Origin of the sequence: Flavonifractor sp. An10, from assembly GCF_002161215.1 — a bacterium.
Taxonomy (GTDB): Bacteria; Bacillota; Clostridia; order Oscillospirales; family Oscillospiraceae; genus Flavonifractor; species Flavonifractor avistercoris.
In genome coordinates this window covers 218,984-243,155 of record NZ_NFMB01000005.1, presented here as the reverse complement: position 1 = coordinate 243,155, position 24,172 = coordinate 218,984, and the positions used below count along the sequence as shown (strand labels likewise).

27 protein-coding genes and 1 other annotated feature are annotated in these 24,172 nt (G+C 64.7%); of the genes, 18 read left to right on the top strand and 9 right to left on the bottom strand.

Translation table 11 applies throughout. The annotated features are described in order from the left end of the window. The first annotated feature begins 144 nt into the window (after window positions 1-144). Together glyA and B5E42_RS10890 are read left to right on the top strand one after the other, a co-directional pair. Window positions 145-1,386 (top strand): serine hydroxymethyltransferase, encoded by a 1,242-nt coding sequence (gene glyA / locus B5E42_RS10895; protein ID WP_087239524.1) that lies wholly within the window; start codon window positions 145-147, stop codon window positions 1,384-1,386. Window positions 1,387-1,530: 144 nt separating this feature from the next. Further along, a complete protein-coding gene (locus B5E42_RS10890) occupies window positions 1,531-3,186 on the top strand; it encodes an S-layer homology domain-containing protein (protein WP_162613969.1) in 1,656 nt (551 codons plus the stop codon). A gap of 113 nt (window positions 3,187-3,299) precedes the next feature. On the opposite strand, the gene B5E42_RS10885 is transcribed toward B5E42_RS10890, so the two are convergent. The 7 genes from B5E42_RS10885 to B5E42_RS10855 all read right to left on the bottom strand — a co-directional run bounded on the left by B5E42_RS10885 (window position 3,300) and on the right by B5E42_RS10855 (window position 7,772). Next, window positions 3,300-3,803, bottom strand: coding sequence for a GreA/GreB family elongation factor (locus B5E42_RS10885; protein ID WP_087239520.1), 504 nt, complete (start codon window positions 3,801-3,803; stop codon window positions 3,300-3,302). A gap of 404 nt (window positions 3,804-4,207) precedes the next feature. Beyond that, a complete protein-coding gene (locus B5E42_RS10880; RefSeq protein ID WP_087239518.1) occupies window positions 4,208-4,825 on the bottom strand; it encodes a hypothetical protein in 618 nt (205 codons plus the stop codon). Between the two features lie 75 nt (window positions 4,826-4,900). Next, window positions 4,901-5,494, bottom strand: a complete 594-nt coding sequence (locus B5E42_RS10875) for a glycerol-3-phosphate acyltransferase (RefSeq protein WP_087239516.1) — start codon at window positions 5,492-5,494, stop codon at window positions 4,901-4,903. Between the two features lie 2 nt (window positions 5,495-5,496). After that, a complete protein-coding gene (yaaA, locus tag B5E42_RS10870) occupies window positions 5,497-6,258 on the bottom strand; it encodes a peroxide stress protein YaaA (RefSeq protein ID WP_087239514.1) in 762 nt (253 codons plus the stop codon). Then, window positions 6,255-6,653, bottom strand: coding sequence for a DUF3783 domain-containing protein (locus B5E42_RS10865; RefSeq protein WP_242967103.1), 399 nt, complete (start codon window positions 6,651-6,653; stop codon window positions 6,255-6,257). Before B5E42_RS10865 ends, yaaA begins: the two co-directional genes overlap by 4 nt. 61 nt (window positions 6,654-6,714) lie before the next feature. Next, window positions 6,715-7,095, bottom strand: coding sequence for a DUF4363 family protein (locus B5E42_RS10860; RefSeq protein ID WP_087239512.1), 381 nt, complete (start codon window positions 7,093-7,095; stop codon window positions 6,715-6,717). Beyond that, complete coding sequence (locus B5E42_RS10855) at window positions 7,092-7,772, bottom strand: DUF421 domain-containing protein (protein ID WP_087239510.1); 681 nt, start codon at window positions 7,770-7,772, stop codon at window positions 7,092-7,094. Before B5E42_RS10855 ends, B5E42_RS10860 begins: the two co-directional genes overlap by 4 nt. 137 nt (window positions 7,773-7,909) lie before the next feature. On the opposite strand from B5E42_RS10855, the gene B5E42_RS10850 reads away from it, so the two are divergent. From B5E42_RS10850 to B5E42_RS10840, 3 genes are read left to right on the top strand one after another with little or no spacing between them, the layout of a single operon-like run. Next, on the top strand, window positions 7,910-8,149 hold the full coding sequence (locus tag B5E42_RS10850; protein WP_087239508.1) for an AbrB/MazE/SpoVT family DNA-binding domain-containing protein: 240 nt from the start codon (window positions 7,910-7,912) through the stop codon (window positions 8,147-8,149). After that, a complete protein-coding gene (locus tag B5E42_RS10845; protein ID WP_087239506.1) occupies window positions 8,139-8,759 on the top strand; it encodes a DUF998 domain-containing protein in 621 nt (206 codons plus the stop codon). Before B5E42_RS10850 ends, B5E42_RS10845 begins: the two co-directional genes overlap by 11 nt. A gap of 21 nt (window positions 8,760-8,780) precedes the next feature. Continuing rightward, the gene (locus tag B5E42_RS10840) at window positions 8,781-9,623 is read left to right on the top strand and encodes a metallophosphoesterase (RefSeq protein WP_087239503.1); all 843 of its coding nucleotides are present in this window, start codon (window positions 8,781-8,783) and stop codon (window positions 9,621-9,623) included. A gap of 53 nt (window positions 9,624-9,676) precedes the next feature. Here B5E42_RS10840 and B5E42_RS10835 read toward each other — a convergent pair whose 3' ends face one another. Beyond that, window positions 9,677-10,153, bottom strand: coding sequence for an MGMT family protein (locus tag B5E42_RS10835; protein ID WP_087239501.1), 477 nt, complete (start codon window positions 10,151-10,153; stop codon window positions 9,677-9,679). A 260-nt stretch (window positions 10,154-10,413) separates the two neighbouring features. Here B5E42_RS10835 and B5E42_RS10830 point away from each other — a divergent pair, with 260 nt between their 5' ends. The 9 genes from B5E42_RS10830 (at window position 10,414) to B5E42_RS10795 (ending at window position 21,153) form a co-directional block, all read left to right on the top strand. Then, window positions 10,414-11,505, top strand: a complete 1,092-nt coding sequence (locus B5E42_RS10830) for a carbamoyl phosphate synthase small subunit (RefSeq protein WP_204244405.1) — start codon at window positions 10,414-10,416, stop codon at window positions 11,503-11,505. After that, window positions 11,498-14,794, top strand: coding sequence for a carbamoyl-phosphate synthase large subunit (gene carB, locus B5E42_RS10825; RefSeq protein WP_087239497.1), 3,297 nt, complete (start codon window positions 11,498-11,500; stop codon window positions 14,792-14,794). Before B5E42_RS10830 ends, carB begins: the two co-directional genes overlap by 8 nt. A 230-nt stretch (window positions 14,795-15,024) precedes the next feature. Then, complete coding sequence (locus tag B5E42_RS19870; protein ID WP_255397013.1) at window positions 15,025-15,156, top strand: hypothetical protein; 132 nt, start codon at window positions 15,025-15,027, stop codon at window positions 15,154-15,156. Then, the gene (locus tag B5E42_RS10820; protein WP_087239495.1) at window positions 15,153-15,689 is read left to right on the top strand and encodes an acyltransferase family protein; all 537 of its coding nucleotides are present in this window, start codon (window positions 15,153-15,155) and stop codon (window positions 15,687-15,689) included. The genes B5E42_RS19870 and B5E42_RS10820 overlap by 4 nt, the downstream gene beginning before the upstream one ends. A 67-nt stretch (window positions 15,690-15,756) precedes the next feature. Then, window positions 15,757-15,983 (top strand) — a binding site (T-box leader). Window positions 15,984-16,032: 49 nt separating this feature from the next. Beyond that, window positions 16,033-18,681 carry a valine--tRNA ligase gene (locus B5E42_RS10815; protein ID WP_087239493.1) on the top strand — a complete coding sequence of 883 codons (2,649 nt, stop codon included), beginning with the start codon at window positions 16,033-16,035 and terminating at the stop codon, window positions 18,679-18,681. Window positions 18,682-18,840: 159 nt separating this feature from the next. After that, window positions 18,841-19,578, top strand: a complete 738-nt coding sequence (locus B5E42_RS10810) for a hypothetical protein (RefSeq protein ID WP_087239491.1) — start codon at window positions 18,841-18,843, stop codon at window positions 19,576-19,578. A 94-nt stretch (window positions 19,579-19,672) separates the two neighbouring features. Beyond that, the gene (locus B5E42_RS10805; protein ID WP_087239489.1) at window positions 19,673-19,978 is read left to right on the top strand and encodes an STAS domain-containing protein; all 306 of its coding nucleotides are present in this window, start codon (window positions 19,673-19,675) and stop codon (window positions 19,976-19,978) included. Between the two features lie 24 nt (window positions 19,979-20,002). Further along, window positions 20,003-20,446 (top strand): anti-sigma F factor, encoded by a 444-nt coding sequence (gene spoIIAB, locus B5E42_RS10800; protein WP_087239486.1) that lies wholly within the window; start codon window positions 20,003-20,005, stop codon window positions 20,444-20,446. Continuing rightward, window positions 20,443-21,153, top strand: a complete 711-nt coding sequence (locus B5E42_RS10795) for a sigma-70 family RNA polymerase sigma factor (protein WP_087239484.1) — start codon at window positions 20,443-20,445, stop codon at window positions 21,151-21,153. Before spoIIAB ends, B5E42_RS10795 begins: the two co-directional genes overlap by 4 nt. Before the next feature lie 15 nt (window positions 21,154-21,168). Here B5E42_RS10795 and B5E42_RS10790 read toward each other — a convergent pair whose 3' ends face one another. Next, window positions 21,169-21,444 (bottom strand): hypothetical protein, encoded by a 276-nt coding sequence (locus B5E42_RS10790; RefSeq protein ID WP_087239482.1) that lies wholly within the window; start codon window positions 21,442-21,444, stop codon window positions 21,169-21,171. A gap of 119 nt (window positions 21,445-21,563) precedes the next feature. Between B5E42_RS10790 and B5E42_RS10785 the strand changes: the two genes are divergently transcribed. From B5E42_RS10785 to B5E42_RS10770, 4 genes are all read left to right on the top strand, one after another. After that, window positions 21,564-21,770, top strand: coding sequence for a helix-turn-helix transcriptional regulator (locus B5E42_RS10785; RefSeq protein WP_087239480.1), 207 nt, complete (start codon window positions 21,564-21,566; stop codon window positions 21,768-21,770). A 62-nt stretch (window positions 21,771-21,832) separates the two neighbouring features. Beyond that, window positions 21,833-22,801, top strand: coding sequence for a glycosyltransferase family 2 protein (locus B5E42_RS10780; RefSeq protein WP_087239478.1), 969 nt, complete (start codon window positions 21,833-21,835; stop codon window positions 22,799-22,801). After that, window positions 22,785-23,189, top strand: coding sequence for a GtrA family protein (locus tag B5E42_RS10775; RefSeq protein ID WP_087239476.1), 405 nt, complete (start codon window positions 22,785-22,787; stop codon window positions 23,187-23,189). Before B5E42_RS10780 ends, B5E42_RS10775 begins: the two co-directional genes overlap by 17 nt. Before the next feature lie 101 nt (window positions 23,190-23,290). Next, entirely contained in the window at window positions 23,291-24,172 is an 882-nt protein-coding gene (locus tag B5E42_RS10770) for a radical SAM protein (protein WP_087239474.1), read from the top strand.

The window sequence follows — 24,172 nt, the reverse complement described above, 5'->3', positions numbered from 1 at the left end:
ACCTCTTAGACAATATAGCACAGATTGCGGCAAAAAACGAGAGCCTTTTTTCAGAACGGGAGATTGTAATTCAGAGGCAGATTCTGTATAATGAACGAAACAGGCTAAAAACCCGAGAACCATGAGAGAAAGGTGGAGGCAGATTTGGTCAAGGAGATTATGGAGTTCCTCTCCGGGCAGGATCCGGAGGTGGGCGCCGCCGTCCAGGCAGAGTACGACCGGCAGCGGCGCAACATCGAGCTCATCGCGTCGGAGAACTTTGTCAGCGAGGCGGTGCTGGCCGCGGCGGCCACCGTGCTCACCAACAAGTACGCCGAGGGCTACCCCGGCAAGCGGTACTACGGCGGCTGCCAGTGCGTGGACGTGGTGGAGGACATCGCCCGGCAGCGGGCCTGCGCGCTCTTCGGGGCGGAGCATGCCAACGTGCAGCCCCACAGCGGCGCCAACGCCAACTACGCGGTGTACGCCGCCCTGTGTGACCACGGGGACACGGTGCTGGGCATGGATCTGGCCAACGGCGGCCACCTGACCCACGGCTCCCCGGTGAACTTCTCCGGCAAGAACTACAACATCGTGGCCTACGGTGTCAACGACCAGGGGTATATCGACTACGACCAGGTGCGGGATCTGGCCAAACAGCACAGGCCCCGCATGATCCTGGCCGGCGCCTCCGCCTACCCCCGCACCATCGACTTCAAGACCTTTGCCGACATCGCCCACGAGGTGGGGGCCTACCTGTTTGTGGACATGGCCCACATCGCCGGCCTGGTGGCCGCCGGGCTCCACCCCTCCCCGGTGCCCTACGCCGACGTGGTGACCACCACCACCCACAAGACCCTCCGGGGCCCCCGGGGCGGCATGATCCTCTGCAAGGAGGAGCTGGCCAAGAAGATCGACTCCGCCATCTTCCCCGGCAGCCAGGGCGGCCCTCTGGAGCACATCATCGCCGCCAAGGCCGTGGCCCTGGGGGAGGCCATGAAGCCGGAGTTCAAGACCTATCAGCAGCAGATCGTCAAGAACGCCGCCGCCCTGGCCCGGGCCCTCATGGCCGAGGGCTTCGACCTGGTGAGCGGCGGCACGGACAACCACCTGATGCTGGTGGATCTCCGCCCCGCCCACCTCACCGGCAAGGAGATGGAGAAGCGGCTGGACGAGGTGAACATCACCGTCAACAAGAACGCCATCCCCAACGACCCGGAGAAGCCCTTCGTCACCAGCGGCATCCGGGTGGGCACCCCCGCCGCCACCAGCCGGGGCTTCAAGGAGGAGGACATGGCGGTGATCGCCCGCCTCATGTGGCAGACCGCCACCGGCTTCGAGACCAAGGCCGACGAGATTCGGGCGGAGGTGGCCCGGCTGACGGCCAAGTACCCCCTGTACGAATAAATACCCGATCCAAACAGAGAGGCGCCCTTTTGCGGGGCGCCTCTCTGTTTTATGTAAATGCTATGCAGCCGGCTTATTGTAATGGATTATAAAATCTGGTATACAGAGGATAGCATTAACTGTAATGAAAGGAAGGTATGCTTTGTGAAAAGGAAGAAGTTCCTGGCAAGGGTGCTGTCCCTGTCTCTGGCGCTGCTCCTGTGCACGGGCCTGCTGCCTGGCGCGGCTCTGGCGGCGGAGGGGGAAGTGGACTACTCCAAGATGACGGAGAAGTTCGCCGAGGATACCGGGGAGGCCAAGACCTGGCCCATCTATCAGGACATGGAGAACTGGAACCTCCGAGTCAGCGACGAAGGCCGGAAATATTTCCAGGACAGCGGATGGGAGTATATGCTCTATCCCGCGTTCTACAAGGAAGTTTTCATGCACGGCACCCTGAAGGATCCCTACGATGCCGGCGTGGACATCCCCAGGGGTGCCACAGAGGTTTACGCAGACTACTATTGGATGCTCACGCAGCACTTTGAGGCGGGCCTTAATCTGGTGGAAGACTATGAGAACGACAAGGAGCTGCTCTTTGATTACCTGACCATGCCCTTCCGCTATTATTTTTCCACCTGCGGCTATGCCAAGCGGGTGTATACCGACGAGTACGGCCTGGAAGAGGCGGTATACTCCAAGGGGGACGACCACTTTGTCATCCCCTCCTGGAAAAAGGCCCAGGCGGTGAAGAATGAAAGCGGCGTGGTATATGTGGTTCACTTCAAGTGCCCGGTGGCGGCGGAGACCACTGCCCATACCTTCACCGGGGAGCAGCCCTCTTCCTGGGCCAGGGATCAGGTGGGCCTGGCCATCGACGCGGGCATTGTGCCCCAGTCCCTCCAGTCCCGCTACACCGATACCACCACCCGGGCCGACTTCTGCGCCCTGGTAGTGACCCTGATCGAGAAGTACGCAGGCGAGGAGCTCCCCGCGGAGGAGCCGTTTACCGACACTGATGATCTGAACGTGCGGAAGGCGGCCTGGCTGGGGATCGTCCAGGGTGTGGGCAACGGCGCCTTCAACCCGGACGGAGAGCTCACCCGGGAGCAGGCGGCCACCATGCTGGAGCGGACTTACCGGGCCTCCCTGCGCATCCTGCAGGGGAACGGTACCAGCGGCTTTGCCGATGCCTCCAGCGTCTCCGCCTGGGCGGCCGACGCCGTGGCCAAGATGGAGAACAGCGGTATCATGAACGGGGTGGGCAGCAACCAGTTCAAGCCCCAGGACTCTTACAGCAGAGAGCAGAGCATCATGACCATGTTCCGCCTCTACCGTCTGTTCCTGCCCGCCGAGGGCAGGCCCGCCTATCAGGAGGCGGCCCCCACAGAGGTGGATGCCATGGGGCTGGCCCAGATCGGCCTGGATTATATTTATACCCGGCTGAAGGTGCCCTCCAGCATGGAGGTGCTGCGGATCTGCCATGGCTACTATGACCGTACCGGCCTGTCAGACGCTGTTTTCAGCGATACCGATGAGTATTACGCGGTGAGCATCATGGTGAAGGCCATGAACTCCCTGGGGGGCATGGTGACTGACAGCTATGTGTTCCTCTTTAACCTGACCACCGGCGAGACGGAGTACGACCTCATCCACAGGGCGGAGGACAACATTGACTACGCATGGGGCGCGTCCAAGCTCAACTGGATGGATATCCTGAACGAGGCCCTGCAGCTGGCCGGCGGCGGCCAGCTCAACGAGTTCAGCCGCGAGGAAGTGGATGAATTGGTTCGCCAGGTGATTGAGAAGCACGCATCCTGAACCAGGGAGATCCCGGGACAGACCTCGTGGACTTCCGGGCAGGCACAAAGCCGGACAGAGACGGCGGCGCCCGAGCATCGGGCGCCGCCGTTTTGGGTATGAAGGAAGGCCGCTCAGAACTGGTTCAGCGGCACGGAGCCGTCGTCGGCCCCCTTCTCGATGGCCTTCACCACCGCGTCGTAGCCGTACTTGTCGTTGACCTGGATGTGGAATTTCTCCCCCACCCTGCGGCCCAGCAGGGCCTTCCCCAGGGGGGATTCCTTGCTGATCAGGCCGTGGAGGGCGTCCTGCCGCATGGTGGTGACCACTTGGTAGACCTCCGTGTCCCCCTCGTCCTCCAGAAAGACGGTGACCTTGTCGTAGAGGGCCACCCCGTCGCTCTCCTCCGGCTCGGGGAGCACCACGGCGGTCTTGATCATGTTTTCCAGGAAGCGGATGCGGCTCTCGTTGCGGTTCTTCTCCTGCTTGGCGGCCTTGTACTCGAAATTCTCGCTGAGATCCCCGAAGGCCCGGGCCTCCTTCACCGCCTCCAGCAGCTGGGGCCGGAGCTGAATCCGGCGGTAGTCCAGCTCCTCCCTCATCATCTGAATGTCCTTCTTGGTCAGTTCGTTGTGCATGGCGGAATCCCTCTTGTCCTTGAAGTGATAGGTATATGATAGCACAAAGATGCCGCCGGGGCAAATGGCCCCGGCGGCCTTGGAGTGTCGAAAAAGTGGACGAAGCCACTTTTTCGAGAAAGGCTGCATGGCGGAAGGGACTCGATTTCTTGTGAAATTGTCACCCCTTCCGCCATGAGAAGTGTCATTTCCGACGCGCATGTCGCCGGAAATGACGGATATTGATTTTGTTCCGTCATCATCTCGGCCTAAGAGCCGCCGCAAGCGGCGGTTGGCCTCGAAACGCGCCTGCGGGCGCAGTGCGGATGACGGAACTCTGCGAGGCCTTCTCTTTGGGAGGTTTTTCGACAGTCTGACAGGCCGCCGGGGCAAATGGCCCCGGCGGCTTCTCTGGGTCAATTCACTTATTTGCCCAGCTCCGCGCCGCCCCATTCCACGGCGGTGAAGCCGGTGCGCGCCGGGGCGGTCAGCTCCTGGGCCGGTATCTCCACCGGCTGCTCCAGGCCCTTCCACGTCATGAACACCCGGATCAGGGTGTCGGGGGACGGGTCGATGGTCAGTTCCGCGGCGTCGGTGTAGGCGTCGGTCTGGAAGGAGATCAGGTTGTAGGGGTTGCCCTCCATCCTCGGCAGCCAGTAGATGATGAACTCGTTGGCCTCCCGCTCGGTCAGGCCCAGCCGGGCCAGGGCGTCCTCCAGGAAGGCGGCGGTGTCCTCCCCCGCCACACAGAAGCCGGCGGACAGGTCGAACTGCCGGTCGATGATGCCCTCCCAGAACAGGCAGTAGTAAGTACGGCCGGAGTTCGGGTCGGTGAGGGTGCCGTCGGGGGCGGCGGTCACCGTCCAGCCCTCCCCGTAGTCCGGGTAGGTGGAGGTGAACGTCCCGTCCAGCTCCAGGGTGACGGTCACCTCCGTCTCCTCCTCCGGGTAGAGGTAGATCACCGGCTTGGCGCCTTTGGAGCCGCAGCCGGCCAGGGCGACGGCCAGCAGGGCCGCCAGGGACAGGGTGAGCAGTCTTTTCATCTCATGAGCCTCCTTTTCTCATTCCTATTTGCAATCCTCTTGGATGAAACACAGGGGAAAAGGTACCTGATTTGATCAGTGCCGCCGGAATTTCCGCGCCTCCTCCCCCCGGAGGATGCGGCCCAGGCCCCGGATGTGGCGGGAGAGCATCACCAGGGCCAGGATCAGGGCCAGCAGGCCGGCCTCCCGCCCGTCAAAGGCGAAGGCCGGGGGGACGAACAGGGCGGGGATCACCACCGCCCCCAGGGGCAGCCACCCCGACAGCAGGGTGACCGCCAGCCCGATCAGGCAGGCCAGGGTGCCCCACAGGGGGGAGGAGAGGATCAGGGCGGCGCAGGTGACGGCCACCCCCTTGCCGCCCCGGAAGCGCCGCCAGGCGGGGAAGTTGTGGCCCAGCACCGCCCCCAGGCCGCTCCACAGCCCGACCAGCGCCCCCAGCCCCGGGAACAGCGCCCGGCACAGCAGCCAGGCCAGGGCGGTCTTGGCGATGTCCCCGGCCAGCACCACCGCGCCCCAGCCCTTTCCCAGCTCATGGGCCAGATTTGCCATGCCGGGGTTGCCGGTGCCCAGGTATGCGGCGCTCTTTCCGGTGCAGTGCCGGGCCACCAGCTCGGCGGTGAGAAACCCGCCGCAGACATAGCCCGCCAGCAGGCAGAGCAGACGTTCCATGGCTACCTCCCCGGGCGGTTCTCCCGCAGAAAAACATAAGTGGTGTCGTCGGAGCGCTCCGGGGCATAGGAGTAGCCCATGCGGTCGAAGTCCTTCATGGCCTCCGGCGTCTCCGCGCCCCCCTCGGCCAGGAAGCGCACCATCTCCCCCCGGGCCATCTTCACGTAGACCCCCTTCTCCACCAGCCTATCCCCGTCCAGCTCCCCGAACACCACGTGAATCCACCGCACGGGCGGGGAGACCCAGGGCCGCACCGCCCTGGCGTACTCCTCCGAGGCCAGGTTGACCAGGGTGTCCGTGCCGTCCGCCGTCAGGGCGCGGTAAAGGCCGTCCCCCCAGAAGTCGTAGAGGCTTTTGCAGAAGGGGGTTTTCAGCCTGGCCCCCATCTCCAGCCGGTAGGGGGTCACCCCGTCAAAGGGCCGCAGCACCCCGTACAGGCCGGAGAGGATGCGCAGATGGGTCTCCACGTAGGCAAACTGTGCCTCGGTGAAGAGCTGGGGGGCCATATACTGGTACTGGATGCCGTCATAGGCCAGCAGGGCGGGGGTATTGGCCCGGCCAAAGTCCATTTCCTGATACCGGCGGAAGTTCAGCTCCGCGATGGTGTCGCTGCAGGAGAGCAGCTTTTTCAGGGCTGGGTAGTCCAGCCCTCTCAGCCAGTCCGCCAGCACCCGGGCGTGCTCCAGCAGGGCAGGGACGGACTTGGGGGCCAGGAAGTCCGTATCCGCCCGCATCTTCTTGGCGGGGGAGATGAGCAGCTTCACAGCGGCTTCTGGGGGTGGGCGGCGGCCTGACCGGCCCGGATGGCCTCCCGCTCCCGGCACAGCTCGGCGTGGAGGGCCACGGAGTCCCATTCCCGGTTGGTGGAGGTGAGCACCGCCTTCAGGTGCACCGGGGCCACCTTGTTCCGCCGGAAGGACTGGAGCAGCAGATCCAGCAGGCGGCCGGGGCAGTCGGAGAGCACCATCATCTCGTCGTCAAAGCCCTCTCCGCCATAGGGGGCCTCGGGCTGCTTTCCGGCGGCCAGCTCCCCCAGGGGCAGGCCGTAGGACTCCCTGGGCACCAGGGCGGTGCGCAGGCCCAGGGGCAGGCACAGCCTGCGAATTTTGGCCCCCCGGGGGTTGTCCAGGTTATAGAGGAATACGGTGGGTGTGCTCATGGGTATCGACCTTCCTTTCACCCACCATTCTATCGGGTTTTGCCCCTCCCGTCAACCACCGCTACAGCACGTTTTTCAGGGTGAGCCGCTCCGCCCCGCTGAGCAGCTCCAGCCGCAGCAGCAGCCGGGCGTTGGCGGCGGAGTACTCTCCCCCCTCCCGGCAGTCCAGGTACTCCAGTGCCTCCTGGAACCCGGCGTAGATCAGGTCGGTGTCCGCGTGGCGCAGGAGGATGTGCAGGTAGGTCTCGTGGTTGTTCCACCGCCGGAAGGCCGCCTCCGTGGCGGCCTGGGCCCCCGCCCAGTCCCCCGCCTCCGCCAGGGCCTCCGACTCCTCCAGCGCGGCGGTGAGCTCCCCGGTCAGATGCCCCAGATACCAGGCGTTGGCCAGGGTGGCCCCCAGCAGGGCGCACAGCAAAATGCCCGCGATCCACAGCCGCTTCACCGCTTCCCCTCCTTCTCCGCCAGATAGACCTGGTTCTGCTCGTCCACCGTCAGCAGGAACACGTCGGAGCTGCGGCGCACGTGGTGGGCCCTGAGCTGCCTGTCCAGCCAGGTGTCGTCCAGCCCGCGGCTGTGCAGATTGCGGGTGAGCACCCGGCCGTCGTTGATGATCACCACCGGCAGGCCCCCGTCTTTGGGGTGGAGCTCCATCTGCCTGGCGGTCACCGGCCGCTCCTCCGCCCGAGTGAGGACGGAGATCTGCCCGTTGGTCTCCAGAATGGCGTACTTCACGGTGGTGAGGTCGGTGATCCCCTGCATCCGCAGCTCCTCCATCAGCTCGTCCACGGTGAAGCGGTTCTTCTGCATCTCAAGCTGGTGGAGCTTGCCGTTCTCCACAATGATGCTGGGCTTGCCGCACATCAGGGCCCGGAACCGTACGCTCCTCATGGTGAGCACCGACAGGGCCATGGTGAGGCACAAAAGGGTGAAGATGGGCACGATGCCGGTGAGCAGGGGGATGCCGAAGTCCTGCATGGGCACGGCGGCCAGATCGGCGATCAGCAGGGCCAGCACCAGCTCGGAGGGCTCCAGCTCCCCCACCTGCCGCTTGCCCATGAGGCGGATGCCCGCGATGATGAAGATGTAGAGAATGATGGTGCGCAGAAAGGCGATGACCATGTACGCGGCCTCCCGGATGGTTTCTCCTCTCAGTATGGCCGCGGCTGGGCGGATTATGCGCCCGGACTTGACAGGAGACGTTCTGACGTATATACTTTTTGTGTAAATATGAAAAATATGATTTGGAGGCGGGAACTATGTCCATGCCCAAGGGAAAGCACATCTTCGGCACGGTAAAGGTAGGGGAGCGGGGCCAGATCGTCATCCCCAAGGAGGCCCGGGAGCTCTTTGACATCCGCCCTGGGGACACCCTGCTGGTGCTGGGGGACGAGGAGCAGGGCATCGCCGTGGTCAAGGCCGACGTGATGGAGGAGGTGGCCGTGAAGATCCTCAAGGGGCTGGGCCGGCTCCGGGGAGGGGACGGCCATGAGGCATAGCATTCTGCTCACGGCCCTGCCCCTGTTTCTGGCCCTGGATCTTCTCCTGCCCTTTCTGCTGGCCCCGGCCTGCCCGGGCTACCGCCATACCATGCAGGTCATGAGCGTGCTGGGCAGTGAGAGGGCGCCCCTCCATCTGGTCTATAACCTCTGGCTGATCGTGCTGGGGGTGGTGGTGCTGGCGGGGGCCCTCCGGCTCCGTCCCATGCTGACGGAGGTGTCCGGCGGCCTGGCCTGGGGGCTGACGGCGGTGCTTGCGGTCTATGCCGTGGGCGGCTGCATCCTGTCCGGCTGCTTCCCGGTGGGGGAGACCAAGGAACTGACCACCCTGTCGGCCGGGATTCACGGCTTCGGCTCCGCCATCGGCTTTCTGGCGCTTACCTTTGCCCCGCTGCTGGCGGGGCTGCTCCTGCTCCGGGCCGGACGCGGGGTGCCGGGGGCGGCGTGCCTGCTGTGCTTCGTGCTGACGGCGGGCTTTTTCACCCTGTTCATCCTGGCGGACAAACCGGCCTTTCAGGGGACGGCGGTGGCGCGGGAGGGCCTGTGGCAGCGGCTCTCCCTGTTGTGTATGTACCTGCCCGTCGGGGCACTGAGCCTGTTCTATCGATAACCAATGCAGAAGGAGAAAACCATGACCAAGAAAACCAAGCGAACCCTGGCCCTGGGCCTGGCGGCCGCCGCCGGGGTGACCCTGCTGGCCGGGCTGGACGCCCGGCTGGTGGTGCGTACTTATGTCGTAGAGAGCGAGCAGGTGAGCACGCCGGTGCGGCTGGCGGTGCTCACGGATCTCCACGCCTGCGCCTACGGGGAGGGGCAGAAAAACCTGCTGGACGCGGTGGCGGTGCAGTCCCCGGATCTGGTGCTGCTGTGCGGCGACATCGTGGACGACGATCCCCGGATGCCCGAGGAGCGGGCCCTGACCACGGTGGAGGCCTTGGCGGAGGTGTGGCCGGTGTACTACGTCACCGGCAACCACGAGTTCTGGACGGGGCGGGTGGAGGAGGTCAGGGAACTGCTCCGCGCCCGTGGGGCCGTGGTGCTGGAGGGGGAGAGCGCCGCCGTCACCGCGGCGGGGCAGACCCTCCGCATCGGCGGCATCGACGATCCCAACGTGGGAGAGGAAGCCTGGCGGGAGCAGCTGGAGGCGGTGACCGCCGCCCAGGACGGGGAGGCCTTCTCTATCCTGCTGACCCACCGGCCCGAGCGGGTGGAGGACTATGCCGGCCGGGGCTTCGATCTGGTGCTGGCGGGCCACGCCCACGGGGGCCAGTGGCGGCTGCCGGGGCTGATCAACGGCCTGATCGCCCCCAACCAGGGCCTGTTCCCCCGGTATGCCGGCGGGCGCTATGCGCTGGACGGGGACACCACGATGATTGTCAGCCGGGGGCTGGCCCGGGAGAGCACCCGCATCCCCCGGCTCTTCAACCGGCCGGAGCTGGTGGTGGTGGACATCCTGCCGGAGGGGACTGCCTAAAAAAGCCGGGCAGAGATCAGGGATTCCCGATCTCCGTCCGGCTTTCTCCTCTGTTACAGGGGATAGAGGGCCTTCTCATAGTCCTGAACGTAATAGCGCAGGTTTTTCCGCCCACGCTGCACCACGGTGTGGCCCTCGGCCTCCAGCCTGGCCCGCTGGGCCTCCACGCCGCCGGGGTATTTGGGGTTGAGCTCCCCGCCCGCCTTCAGGGTGCGCCAGTAGGGGATCTTGTCCTCGGAACGCTGATGGCTGGCCCAGGCGGCGATGGAGACAAAGATCCCCGCCGTCATGGGGTCGGTGAAGTCGGCGCCGTTCTCCCGGGCCAGGCAGGCCCGCAGCTCCCCCGTGGTGGTCAGTTTCCCTGCGGGGACGCGGCGCATGAGGGCGTCATAGGCCAGCGGGGGCGCCAGGAGCATCCGGCTCCCCCCATAGGTGCGGATCGTCGCCTCATCGGTGACGGTCTGGATTCTGGGCATCCCGTTGTTCCGGTGCAGCATGGCGTTGAAATCCTTCTTCTCCTCGTTTGCCATGGGTTCCACCTCCTGGGAAAAGCATACCCCATTTTCCCCGCCGACGCAATGGGGCGATCGGGAGAGAAAGACTAAATAAAAATGATCTGGAAAGAAAAATTTTTTGAATTTTTGGGGCGCGCCAGGCGGAAATACCGGCGGAAACGCCCTGCTTTTTGTCCAAAATCCCGGTTTTTCAAAAAGGCGAAAAAGACAGTTGCCAGAGACCTTTTTTTCGGGTATACTCAAAAGGATAATTTGGGAAAGGCGTGATGCGAAAGATGAAGGCGACCTTGATCCTGGAAAACGGGATGCTCTTCACCGGCCGGAGCATCGGTTCCACCGAGGAGCGGGTGTGTGAGATGGTGTTCAACACCTCCATGACCGGCTACCAGGAGATCCTCACCGACCCGTCCTATGCCGGGCAGGGCATTGTGATGAGCTATCCCCTCATCGGCAACTATGGCGTGAACCATGAGGACAACGAGTCCTCCCGTCCCTGGGCGGAGGCGTTTATCGTCCGGCACCTGGCCCGCCGGGGGAGCAATTTCCGCTGCGAGGGCACCCTGGACGACTATTTGAAGGAATTCCATATCACCGGCATCGAGGGCGTTGACACCCGTGCTTTAACCAGAATACTCCGCAGTCAGGGGACCATGAATGGCATGATCACCTGTGCGGAGCATTTTTCTGTCCAGGAGGCGCTCCAGCGCATCCACGCCTACCGGGTGGAGGGCACTGTGGAGAAGGTGACCCGGAAGGAGGCCCAGGTGTACCCCGCCGCGGGGGAACAGCAGCTGCGGGTGGCCCTGATGGACTACGGCGTGAAGGAGAACATGATCCGCTGCCTCCAGAACCGGGGGTGTGAGGTCACCGTGTTCCCCGCCCACACCCCGGCGGACACAATCCTCTCCGGCGGCTTTGACGGGGTGATGCTCTCCAACGGCCCCGGCGACCCGGCGGACAACACGGAGATCATCAAAGAGGTTCGGAAACTCTACGACTCCGACCTGCCCCTCTTCGCCGTCTGCCTGGGGCACCAGCTGCTGGCCCTGGCCACCGGGGCGGAGACCCGCAAGATGCGCTTCGGCCACCGGGGGGGCAACCACCCGGTGAAGGATCTGGAGCACGGCCGGGCCTACATCACCAGCCAAAACCACGGCTACGTGGTCACCGCCGAGAGCGTGGATCCGGCGGTGGCGGAGGTGTCCCACGTCAACGTGAACGAGGGCAGCGTGGAGGGCCTGAAGTACAGGCGGCCCAACTGCTTCACCGTCCAGTTCCACCCGGAGGCATCCCCCGGCCCCATGGACACCGAGTACCTGTTCGACCGCTTTGTGGACAACATGAAGGGAGGGCGCGCCCATGCCTAAGAATCCGAATATCAAGAAGGTGCTGGTGCTGGGCTCCGGCCCCATCGTCATCGGCCAGGCCGCCGAGTTCGACTACGCCGGCACCCAGGCCTGCCGCGCCCTGAAGGAGGAGGGCGTGGAGGTGGTGCTGGTCAACTCCAACCCCGCCACCATCATGACCGACAAGGACATCGCCGACCATGTGTATATCGAGCCGCTGAACCTGGCCAGCGTGGAGCAGGTGATCGCCAAGGAGCGGCCCGACTCCATCCTGCCCACCCTGGGCGGCCAGACCGGCCTGAACCTGGCCATGAACCTGTATGAGCAGGGGATTCTGGACCAGTACGGCGTCCGCCTGCTGGGCACCAGCCCCGAGTCCATCCGCAAGGCGGAGGATCGCCAGGGCTTCAAGGACGCCATGGAGGCCATTGGCCAGCCCTGCGTCACCTCCGACGTGGTGGAGAGCGTGGAGGACGCGGTGGCCTTCGCCGCCTCCATCGGCTACCCCGTCATCGTCCGCCCGGCCTACACCCTGGGCGGCACCGGCGGCGGCATCGCCTATGACGAGTGGTCTCTGCGGGAGATCGCCGACCGGGGCATCCACCTGAGCCGGGTGGGACAGGTGCTCATCGAGCGGTGCATCTCCGGCTGGAAGGAGATCGAGTTCGAGGTTATGCGGGACTCCGCCGGCAACGTGATCCAGATCTGCTCCATGGAGAACATCGACCCCGTGGGCGTCCACACAGGCGACTCCATCGTGGTGGCCCCCACCCAGACCCTGGCCAACCGGGAGTACCAGATGCTCCGCTCCGCCTCCCTGAACATCATCTCCGCCCTGGAGATCGAGGGCGGCTGCAACGTGCAGCTGGCCCTCAACCCCGACTCCTTCGAGTACGCGGTGATCGAGGTCAATCCCCGTGTGTCCCGCTCCTCCGCCCTGGCCTCCAAGGCCACGGGCTACCCCATCGCCAAGGTGGCCGCCAAGGTGGCCCTGGGCTACACCCTGGACGAGATCCCCAACGCGGTGACCGGCAAGACCACCGCCTGCTTCGAGCCCACCCTGGACTACTGCGTGCTGAAAATCCCCCGCCTGCCCTTCGACAAGTTCACCACCGCCAGCCGCACCCTGGGCACCCAGATGAAGGCCACCGGCGAGGTCATGGCCATCGGCAACTCCTTCGAGGGGGCGCTGATGAAGGCCATCCGCTCCCTGGAGCTGCCCGTCAAATCCCTCCGCCTGCCCGGGCTGGATCAGCTCTACACCGAGGAGATCGAGGATCGCCTGGTGAACATCGACGACCAGCGGCTCTTCGTGGTGGCCGAGGCCCTGCGCCGGGGCTTCTCCCCGGAGAAGATCAACAAGATCACCAAGTATGACCTGTGGTTCCTGGATCGCTTCAAGAACATCGTGGACATGGAGGATCGCCTGGATCACGGCCACTTGGACGCCGACACCCTGCGCCAGGCCAAGGAGATGGGCTTCTCCGACGCCTGGATCGCCGCCCTGTCCGGGAAGGAGCGCACCGAGATCAAGGCCCTGCGGGAGGGCTTCGGCATCCGCCCGGCCTTCAAGATGGTGGACACCTGCGCCGCCGAGTTCGAGGCCCAGACCCCCTACTACTACTCCACCTACGACACGGAGAACGAAGCCTACGAGGAGCTGCAGCTTCCCGCCGTAGGGGAGCTGGCCCCCCACGTGCCCGAGGCGCCCTGGCTCTCCGCCGCCCCCGCCCAGGCCCACCGGACGGAGGGGGGAGAGGAGAAAAAGAAGGTGCTGGTGCTGGGCTCCGGCCCCATCCGCATCGGCCAGGGCATCGAGTTTGACTACTGCTCCGTCCACTCCGTCTGGGCCTTCAAGCGCCTGGGCTATGAGACCATCATCATCAACAACAACCCGGAGACCGTGTCCACCGACTTCGACGTGGCCGACAAGCTGTACTTCGAGCCCCTGACCGCCGAGGATGTGGAGGCCGTGGTGGAGCTGGAGAAGCCCTGGGGCGCGGTGGTGCAGTTCGGCGGCCAGACCGCCATCAAGCTGGCCCAGGCCCTCACCGACATGGGCGTGCCCATCCTGGGCACCCCCGCCGACGGCGTGGACGCCGCCGAGGATCGGGAGCGGTTCGACGAGATTCTGAACCAGTGCGGCATCCCCCGGGCCGCCGGCCGCACGGTGTTCACCACCGAGCAGGCCCTCAGCGCCGCCCACGAGGTGGGCTACCCCGTGCTGGTGCGCCCCTCCTACGTGCTGGGCGGCCAGGGCATGGAGATCGCCTACAACGACCGGAACATCATCGAGTTCATGCGCATCATCAACCAGGTGGAGCAGGAGCACCCCATCCTGGTGGACAAGTACCTCATGGGCCGCGAGGTGGAGGTGGACGGCGTCTTTGACGGCGAGGATCTCCTGATCCCCGGCATCATGGAGCACATTGAGCGGGCGGGCGTCCACTCCGGCGACAGTATCTCGGTCTATCCCCCCATCCACATCGAGGACAAGCACAAGCAGACCATCCTCAAGTATACCTACCAGCTCTCCAAGGCCCTGGGGGTGATCGGCCTGGTGAACATCCAGTTTGTCATCTACGACGACACGGTGTACGTCATCGAGGTCAACCCCCGCTCCTCCCGCACCATTCCCTATATCTCCAAGGTCACCGGCGTGCCCATCATCGACCTGGCCACCAAGGTGATGCTGGGCCAGAAATTAAAGGATCTGGGCTACGGCACGGGCATCTATCCGGAGGCCAGCTACTACGCGGTGAAGATGCCGGTGTTCTCCTTCGAGAAGCTCACCGACGTGGACACCGGCCTGGGCCCGGAGATGAAGTCCACCGGCGAGTGCCTGGGCCTGGCCGAGTCCTTCCCCCAGGCCCTGCTGAAGGCCTTCAAGGGCGCCAACCTGAAGGCCCCCAAGAAGGGCGGCCGGATGATCATCACCGTCAAGGACGAGGACAAGGAGGAGATCGTGGGCATTGCCCGGGGCTTCTACGACATGGGCATCGAGATCCTGGCCACCAGCGGCACCTGCAAGGTGCTCAACGAGGCGGGTATCCCTGCCCGCTGGGTGGCCCGCGTCTCCGAGGCCCACCCCAACATTCTGGACATGATCGCCTCCGGCACGGTGGATCTGGTGATCAACACCCCCACCCGGGGCCGCCGCCACGATACCGACGGCTTCAAGATCCGCCGCTCCACCGTGGAGCACTCCGTGGCCTGCGTCACCGCCATCGACACCGCCCGGGCCATGCTCACTGTCCGGGCCCAGGGCCGGGCCTCCGACCTGCGCCCCATCGACATCACCACTATTTGAGGGAACCTTTTCCCGCCGGTTTCGTCCAAAGGGCATCGGAACCAGGGGAGGAATCCGCTGTGAGAAAGCGGCTTTCCCTGACCCTGGCGGCCCTGCTGGCCGCCGCCCCGGCACGCCCCAGCTTCACCGCTGCGGAGTGGGGCGGCGCGGAGCTGACGGAATCGGAGAACGAATAAAAAGCCGCCGGATCCGGCCGGATCCGGCGGCTTTCTGATGAGAGGGTGCAAAAGATGGAAACGTACGCGGGGCCGCGGGAATATCAATATGATACGCTCCGCTTTCTGCTGATCGCGCTGGTGGTGCTGGGGCACCTGCTGGAGCTGGCGGAGGGGTTCCCCACCGGGAGCTCCTCTACGCGGTGATCTACTCCTTCCACATGCCGGCGTTCCTGTTCCTGAGCGGGATGTTCGCCCGGTTCGACCGCATCCACTATATCTTCGGCCTGGCCCTGCCCTATCTGCTCCTCCAGACGCTGTACACCTCCTTTGTGCACGCGCTGGGGGATCCCTATGTGCATGTGGAGTTTTCCCGGCCCCAGCGGCTGCTCATCATGTGCTGCGCGGCCAGCGCGGTCTTCCTCCTGTTTGTTGTGGCGGCCCCCCGCATGAAACGCCGGCTCCCGCTCCTCACCACCCTGGGGCAGAACAGCCTGTCCATCTACCTGCTGCACGGCTTTCTCATCCAGCTGCTCCGCCTCAAATTTCCTTGGCTGCTCTCCGGCACGTGGCAGGTGTTGGCGGTGTGGGGGCTGATTCTGCTGGCTCTGGGAAACCCAGCTGTCGGGCGCTGTGTCCGCTTCCTGTTTCAGGCGGGCTGGTACCGCCGGCTCTCCGGGCGGCTGGAGGAGCGGCGGCGGGCGCGCGCCGGGGCCGGATCGGGAGGGCATATTGTGTAGACTTTAAGAAGGGACCGCCCGACTGCCCTCTTGACATTTTTCCCGATTTTGCATATACTAGGTGCGATATACAGCGACGATGGGAAGGAGTACGCGCCCCTTCTGACACAGAGAGACGCCGGTCGGTGGAAGGCGTTTCAGAGCGGCGCGGAAGGTGATCCCGGAGCTCCGGGCCTGAACGGCAAGTAGGGCCCGGCGGGTTCTCCCGTTAGCGAGACAAGAGTGCCCCTGTGGATACACGGGGGAATTCAGGTGGTACCGCGGATTTTCATGGAAATGAGATTCGCCCTGAGCAAAACGCTCGGGGCGATTTTTTTGCCCCGAAAAGGAGTGTCAGAACCAGATGAAAAAAGAACTGCCCAAGGTCTATGAACCCAAGGAGGTGGAGGGCCGCATCTACCAGATGTGGGAGGAGCACGGCTGCTTCGAGGGCCACCGCGACCCGGACAAGAAGCCCTTCACCATCGTCATGCCGCCCCCCAACGTCACCGGCCAGCTCCACATGGGCCACGCCATGGACTCCACCCTCCAGGACATCCTGATCCGCTTCAAGCGGATGCAGGGCTACGCCGCCCTGTGGGTGCCCGGCACCGACCACGCCGGCATCGCCACCCAGATCAAGGTGGAGGAGGAGCTGCGCAAGAAGGAGGGCCTGTCCCGCTACGACCTGGGCCGGGAGAAGTTCCTGGAGCGGGTGTGGGACTGGAAGCGGCAGTACGGCAACCGCATTGTGGAGCAGCAGAAGAAGCTGGGCGCCTCCTGCGACTGGAGCCGGGCCCGGTTCACCATGGACGAGGGCCTTTCCAAGGCCGTCCGCCACGTGTTCGTGTCCCTGTACAACAAGGGCCTCATTTACAAGGGCTCCCGCATCATCAACTGGTGCCCCCACTGCGTCACCGCCCTGTCCGACGCGGAGGTGGAGTACCAGGACAAGCCCGGCCACCTGTGGCACATCCGCTACCCCATCCAGGGGGAGGAGGGCCGCTACGTGGTGGTGGCCACCACCCGGCCGGAGACCATGCTGGGCGACACCGGCGTGGCCGTCAACCCCAATGACGAGCGGTACAAGGACATCGTGGGCAAGAAGTGCATCCTGCCCCTGGTGGGCCGTGAGATGCCCATCGTGGCCGACGAGTACGTGGACATGGAGTTCGGCACCGGCTGCGTGAAGATGACCCCCGCCCACGACCCCAACGACTTCGAGGTGGGCCTGCGGCAGCACCTGGACACCATCCGCGTCCTGGACGACAACGGAAAGGTGGTGGAGGGCTACGGCCGCTACTCCGGCATGGATCGCTATGAGGCCCGCAAGGCCATTGTGGCCGATCTGGAGGAACAGGGCTATCTGGTGAAGGTGGAGGATCACCAGCACAATGTGGGCACCTGCTACCGCTGCCACAACGATGTGGAGCCCCTGATCTCCGCCCAGTGGTTCGTGAAGATGGAGCCTTTGGCCCGCGAGGCCCTGCGGGTGGTCAACGACGGGGAGGTCAAGTTCGTCCCCGACCGCTTCGCCAAGATCTACACCAACTGGATGGAGAACGTCCACGACTGGTGCATCTCCCGGCAGCTTTGGTGGGGCCACCAGATCCCCGCCTGGACTTGCCAGGACTGCGGGGGCCTCACCGTCAGCGAGACCGACCCCACCGAGTGCGAGCACTGCCACTCCCATAACATCGTCCAGGAGGAGGACGTGCTGGATACCTGGTTCTCCTCCGCCCTGTGGCCCTTCTCCACCCTGGGCTGGCCGGAGGAGACCGAGGATCTCAAGTATTTCTACCCCACCGACGTGCTGGTCACCGGCTACGACATCATCTTCTTCTGGGTGGCCCGGATGATCTTCTCCGGCTGTGAGCACACCGGCAAGCCCCCCTTCCACACCGTGTTCATCCACGGCCTGGTGCGGGACGACAAGGGCCGCAAGATGTCCAAGTCCCTGGGCAACGGCATCGACCCCCTGGACATGATCGACCAGTACGGCTGCGATGCCCTGCGCTTCAACCTGGTCACCGGCAACTCCCCCGGAAACGACATGCGCTTCTACACCGAGCGGTGCGAGGCCATGCGCAACTTCGCCAACAAGATCTGGAACGCCTCCCGCTTCCTGATGATGAACCTGACCATCGACCGGTGTGAGCTGCCGGAGAAGCTGGAGCTGGAGGACAAGTGGATCCTGTCCAAGCTCAACTCCGTCATCCCCCAGGTCACGGAGAACATGGATCGCTACGAGCTGGGCGTGGCCGCCCAGAAGGTGTACGACTTTATCTGGGACGATTACTGCGACTGGTATATCGAGCTGACCAAGACCCGCCTCCAGGGGGAGGACGAGGACAGCAAGATCCGCGCCCAGCAGGTGCTGTGCTACGTGCTCACCGAGACCCTCAAGCTGCTCCACCCCTTCATGCCCTTTATCACCGAGGAGATCTGGCAGGCCCTGCCCCACCAGGGCGACTACCTGATGCTCCAGCAGTGGCCGGAGCACCGGGCCGGGCTGGACTTCCCCCAGGAGGAGAAGGCCATGGAGCTGATCATGGACGCCATCCGGGGCGTGCGGGCCAGAAGGGCGGAGATGAACGTGCCCCCGTCCAGGAAGGCCCAGCTCACCGTCTCCACCCTGGAGCGGGACGTGTTCACCCAGGGCATCCCCTTCCTCAAGCGCCTGGCCTACGCCAGCGACGTGACCGTGGTGGGGGTGGCCGACGCGGGCAGCGACGAGGCCATGACCGCCCAGGGCATGGTCACCGTCACCACCCACGCCGCCCGGATCTTCATGCCCCTGGCGGAGCTGGTGGATCTGGAGAAGGAGAAGGCCCGCATCCAGAAGGAGCTGGACAAGAACCGCAAGGAGCTGGACAAGCTGGAGACCAAGCTCCAGAATCCCGGCTTTGTGAACAAGGCCCCTGCCCAGGTGGTGGAGGCCGAGAAGGAGCGGGCGGAGAAGCTCCGCGCCCTGATCGCCAAGCTGGAGGAGTCCGCCGCGGCCCTGGCATAACCGGCAGTTCCCCCCGCGGAAGCGCCGCCATCCACAAAGGCAGGCGGCGCTTCCGCTTCTTTTTTGTTGGATTTTGTAACGCATCTGTAGTTGTAGAATGGGCCGGAAGCGGATAAAATAGAAGAAAAACGGATACCTGAGGAAAGGGGGCCGGGCCCGATGAAAAGACTGCTGCCGCTGCTGGCGGTTCTGCTGGTGCTGACCAGCTGCTCCAGCCGGGAGATGACCGAGCCGGCGGACACGGCGGAGCCGGAGCGCCCGGAGACGCCCCAGGTTCAGGACACGCCGGTTCAGACGGTCACCCCGTCGGCCGCGCCGGCGGAGAGCGCCTCCCCCGCGCCGGCGGAGAGTGAGCCGGTGCTGGTGGAGCCGGTGCCCATGCCCACCCCCACGCCGACGGCCGCGCCGGAGCTTGCGGAGGGCCCCACGGACGAGGAGATCCTGGCCGCCTATCAGATGGCGGAGGAGGCCTACGGCTGGTTCGTCCTGGCCCCGCCGGAGCTGGATCGGACGGAGCAGCGCACGGTGGGGGAGCTCACCTACTGCCGGGTGGACGACCCGCGCTTCTCCAACCTGGCGGAGCTGCGGGGCTACCTGAAAACCCTGTTCTCCGACACGCTGGTGGATCAGCTGCTGCCCATCGACGGCACCCAGTATGTGGAGCTGGACGGCGTCCTCTATACGATTGACGGGGGACGGGGCGCCGACATAACCAAAGGGGAGGAGACCGTCCAGGTGCTCCGGGACGAGGCGCCCGCCCGGTACACCGTCCGGGTGACGGTGGAGGTGCTGGATCCGGAGCAGGACTATGCCGTGACCGGCACGGAGGAGCACGACTTCCTCTATGAGCAGGTGGGCGACCAGTGGATCTTCACCACCTTTTCCGCCGTTCGATAGCACTCGACGGCATCCGCAAAGGAAATATGCTACCATCGCAGTATACCAAATTCTGGTATACTGCGATTTTTTCGTCTACGAGGAGGGACAAGCCATGGCAGTGACGTGCACCGGCGAGGGGCGGGTGCTCCGCGCCGCCCTCAGCGGCGAGGTGGATCACCACGGCGCCCGCGCCATCATGGAGGAGTTGAACCGCCAGATCGACCTGGAGCTCCCCCGGGAGCTGACCATCGATCTTGAGGGCGTGACATTTATGGACAGCTCGGGCATCGCCGTACTGCTGCGGGCCTGGCGCCGGGTGGGGGAGCTGGGGGGCAGCGTGCAGGTGGTCAACGTGCCCGCCCAGGCGGCCAAGGTGCTGAAGACGGCGGGGCTGGACAAGCTCATGAAGTTTGCATGACAGGAATAGGGGAGGAATTACATAATGAAACCGATCAACGAGGCGGCGGTGAGCTTTCTCAGCCGCTCATCCAACGAGGGCTTTGCCCGCACCGCGGCGGCCTGCTTTGCCGCCCAGCTGGATCCCACCCTGGAGGAGATCAACGACATCAAGACCGCGGTGAGCGAGGCGGTGACCAACTGCATCGTCCACGCCTACCCCGACCGGCTGGGGCGGGTGTCCCTGCGCCTGCGCCTGTTTGAGGACAACAGCCTGGAGATCCAGGTGAAGGACTGGGGCGTGGGCATCGCCGACGTGGAGGAGGCCCGCCGGCCCATGTTCACCACCGGCAGCGCCGAGCGCAGCGGCATGGGCTTCACCATCATGGAGAGCTTCATGGACGCGGTGAAGGTGCGCTCCCGGCCGGGGAAGGGCACGGTGGTCACCCTCCGCCGGAAGCTCTCCCGACGGATGGGGGCGGCCGTGTGAGCGTGGCGGACACCCCCGGCCTGCTGGAGGAGGCCAGAAGGGGGGACAACGAGGCCTGCACCCGGCTCATCGAGGAGAACGCGGGGCTGATCTGGAGCATTGTGCGCCGCTACTACGGCCGGGGGGCGGAGCCGGAGGATCTGTACCAGCTGGGGTGCCTGGGGTTCCTGAAAGCGGTGCGGGGCTTCGACCCCGCCTTCGGGTGCCAGTTCTCCACCTATGCCGTGCCCAAGATCGCCGGGGAGATCCGCCGCTTCCTCCGGGACGACGGGGCGGTGAAGGTGAGCCGGGGCCTCAAGGAGCGGGCGGGAACCATCCGGCAGGCCCGGGACAGGCTCTCCGCCCGGCTGGGGCGGGAGCCCGCCCTCAGCGAGCTGGCGGCGGAGACCGGCCTGTCGGTGGAGGAGATCGCCGCCGCCGAGGAGGCCAGCCTGCCCGTGGCCTCCCTCCAGATGGAGACCGGCGACGGCTTCACCCTGGAGAGCGTGCTGGGCGACGGGGGCATGGAGGAGGCCGTCGTGGAGCGGGAGGCCCTCCGCGCCGCCATCGCCTCCCTGCCCGACCGGGAGCGGCAGGTGATCCTCCTGCGCTACTACAAAGGGCTCACCCAGGATCGGGCGGCCAGGGTGCTGGGAGTCTCCCAGGTGCAGGTGTCCCGCATCGAGCGGAAGGCCATGGAGCACCTGCGGCACAAACTGAGCGAGTAAGCGCCCGCCCCCGCCCTAATCCTCCCCGCCCCAGAGGTGCTCCAGCCGTCCCAGCTCCATCCCCAACTGGAGGCCCAGGAGGAAGGCCGCGTCCCCCTTCTGCCGGACGAGCTCATCACAGGCGTCCAGCAGGGCCAGGGCCTCCCGGTTCTCTCCCGGATGCGCCGCGCAGAGCCGCTCCCACTTGCCGTCCATATCCCGCTGGGCCTCCTCGTAGGGGGCCCAGCGGGATATTTTTTCGTCCAGAAGCCGATCCTCTGTCTGGATCAAAAGGTCAAAGGAGTTGTTCATATGATTCACCTCAAACCAGTTATAGCACATTGCAATAAGTGCTGTCAACGGGTATATTGCAGAAAGCAATAATTTACACGTATTGCTGTACGCTATATAATAAAAAGGAGGTGGGACGTTTGAGAGACTACAAGGCTTTGATCCGTCAGAAACGGCAGGAAAAGGGCATCAGCCAGAATCAGCTGGCCAAGCTGGTGGGGATCTCCCAGCCCTATATGAACCAGATTGAGACCGGCGTACGGAATCCCACACTGCCCACCCTGATGAAGATCTGCGAGATCCTGGACATCTCCCTGTTTGGAAAAGAGGATGAGGAAACCGGGTAGCTTTTTGCTGACAAAGCGGGTATGATAAACCCAGCAAATCAAAGGCAAGGAAGTTGAAACAGATGGCAGACATTCTCTACATTGTCGTCCCCTGCTACAATGAGGAGGCGGTGCTGCCCGAGACCGCCAGGCGTCTGCGGGCCAAGCTGGAATCCCTGACTGCATCGGAAAAGATCTCGAAGAAGAGCCGGGTGCTCTTTGTCAACGACGGCTCCAGGGACAGCACCTGGAGCATCATCGAAAAGCTCCATGGGGAGTGCCCCCTGTTCAGCGGCGTGAATCTGAGCCGCAACCGGGGCCACCAGAACGCCCTGCTGGCGGGCCTGATGACCGCCAAAGAGCGGTGCGACATGGCCATCTCCATGGACGCCGATCTCCAGGACGACATCGACGCGGTGGACGCCATGGTGGAGCAGTACTACGACGGCTGCGACATCGTCTACGGCGTGCGCTCCTCCCGGCAGAAGGACACCTTCTTCAAGCGCTTCACCGCCGAGGCCTTTTACCGCCTGATGAACTTCATGGGGGCGGAGACGGTGTTCAACCACGCCGACTACCGCCTCATGTCCAAGCGGGCCCTGGAGGGCCTGTCCCAGTTCAAGGAGGTCAACCTGTTCCTCCGGGGCATCGTGCCCATGATCGGCTACACCACCGGCGCGGTGGCCTATGAGCGGGGGGAGCGGTTTGCCGGCGAGAGCAAGTACCCCCTGAAAAAGATGCTCTCCTTCGCCATGGAGGGCATCACCTCCCTGTCCACCAAGCCCATCCGGTACATCACCATGCTGGGCTTCCTGATCTTCCTGGTGAGCATCCTGATGCTGATCTACTCCGTCGTCCGCTGGGCCACCGGGGACACCATCATTGGCTGGGCCAGCGTGATCTGCTCGGTGTGGGCCATCGGCGGGCTGATCCTCCTGTCCCTGGGCGTGATCGGCGAGTATATCGGCAAGATCTACCTGGAGACCAAGGGGCGGCCCCGCTTCCTGATCCGGGAGGTACTGGAGGACACGGACGATGGCCAAGCTGATTGACAAGAGCATCCCCAAGTTCCTGCTGGTGGGGGTGGGCAACACCCTGCTGTCCATGGTGCTCATGTTCCTGCTGGAGGGGCTGGGCTACTGGCCCTCCACCGCCATCGCCTATGTGGCCGGCGCGGTGATGAGCTTTTTCCTCAACCGGCACTTCACCTTCCGGAGTGAGGAGACCTTCCTCCGCTCGGCAGTGAAATTTGCCGTCAATGTGGCGGTGTGCTACGTGGTGGCCTACGCCCTGGCCCAGCCCATTGCGGAGTGGGTGCTGGGCCGCACGGCCATCTCTCCCCTGTGGCAGGAGCGGCTCACTAAGCTGGGCGGCATGGCCCTGTATACCATTCTCAACTACTTCGGCCAGCGGTTCTTCGCGTTCCAGAAGAAGGCGTAGGGCGGGGGCTTGCCCCCGCCGCGCGTCCCCGTAAACAACAACACACGGCCCTCCCAACCCGGAAGCGGGCGGGAGGGCCGTATCTGGTTTTTGGAGGGGTTATGGACTATATTCCGGCCAAGCAGATCCTGATCCGAAACAAGAGCACGGCCTGGTTCGGCACCGACCACACGGTGAACCTGTACCGGGGCTGCCCCCACGGCTGTATCTACTGTGACAGCCGCAGCGACTGCTACCGCATTGAGGACTTCGGCCGGGTGCGGGCCAAGGAGAACGCCCTGCCCCTGCTGCGGGACGAGCTGGCGCGGAAGGTGCGCCCCGGCTTTGTGGGGCTGGGCTCCATGAGCGACCCGTACAACCCCTTCGAGAAGGAGCTCCAGCTCACTCGCCACGCCCTGGAGCTGCTAGACGCCTACGGCTTCGGGGCGGCCATCGCCACCAAGAGCGACCTCATTACCCGGGACATGGACGTGCTCCGGTGCATGAAGGCCCATGTGCCGGTGCTGTGCAAAATCACGGTCACCACCACGGACGAGGCTCTGGCCGCCAAGGTGGAGCCAAACGCCCCCTCTCCCGCCCGCCGGCTGGCGGCGGTGAAGGAGCTGTCCCGGGCGGGCATCTTCGCGGGGCTCCTGCTCATGCCGGTGCTCCCCTTCCTGGAGGACAGCGCGGAAAACGTGCTGGCGGTGGCGGAGGCCGCGGCGGAGGCGGGGGCCCGGTTTGTGTACCCGGCCTTCGGCATGACCCTGCGGGACAGCCAGCGGGCATACTACTACCGGGCGCTGGAGCGGCACTTCCCCGGCCTGCCGGAGCGGTATCAGCGGCAGTACGGCCCCCGCTATGAGTGCCCCAGCCCCCGGGCCGGGGAGCTGTGGGAGCAATTCTCCCGCCGGTGCGGGGAGCTGGGCCTGCTCTGCCGCATGAAGGACATCACCGCCGCCTGCCAGCGCGGCTACGCCGACCGGCAGCTGTCCTTCTTCTGA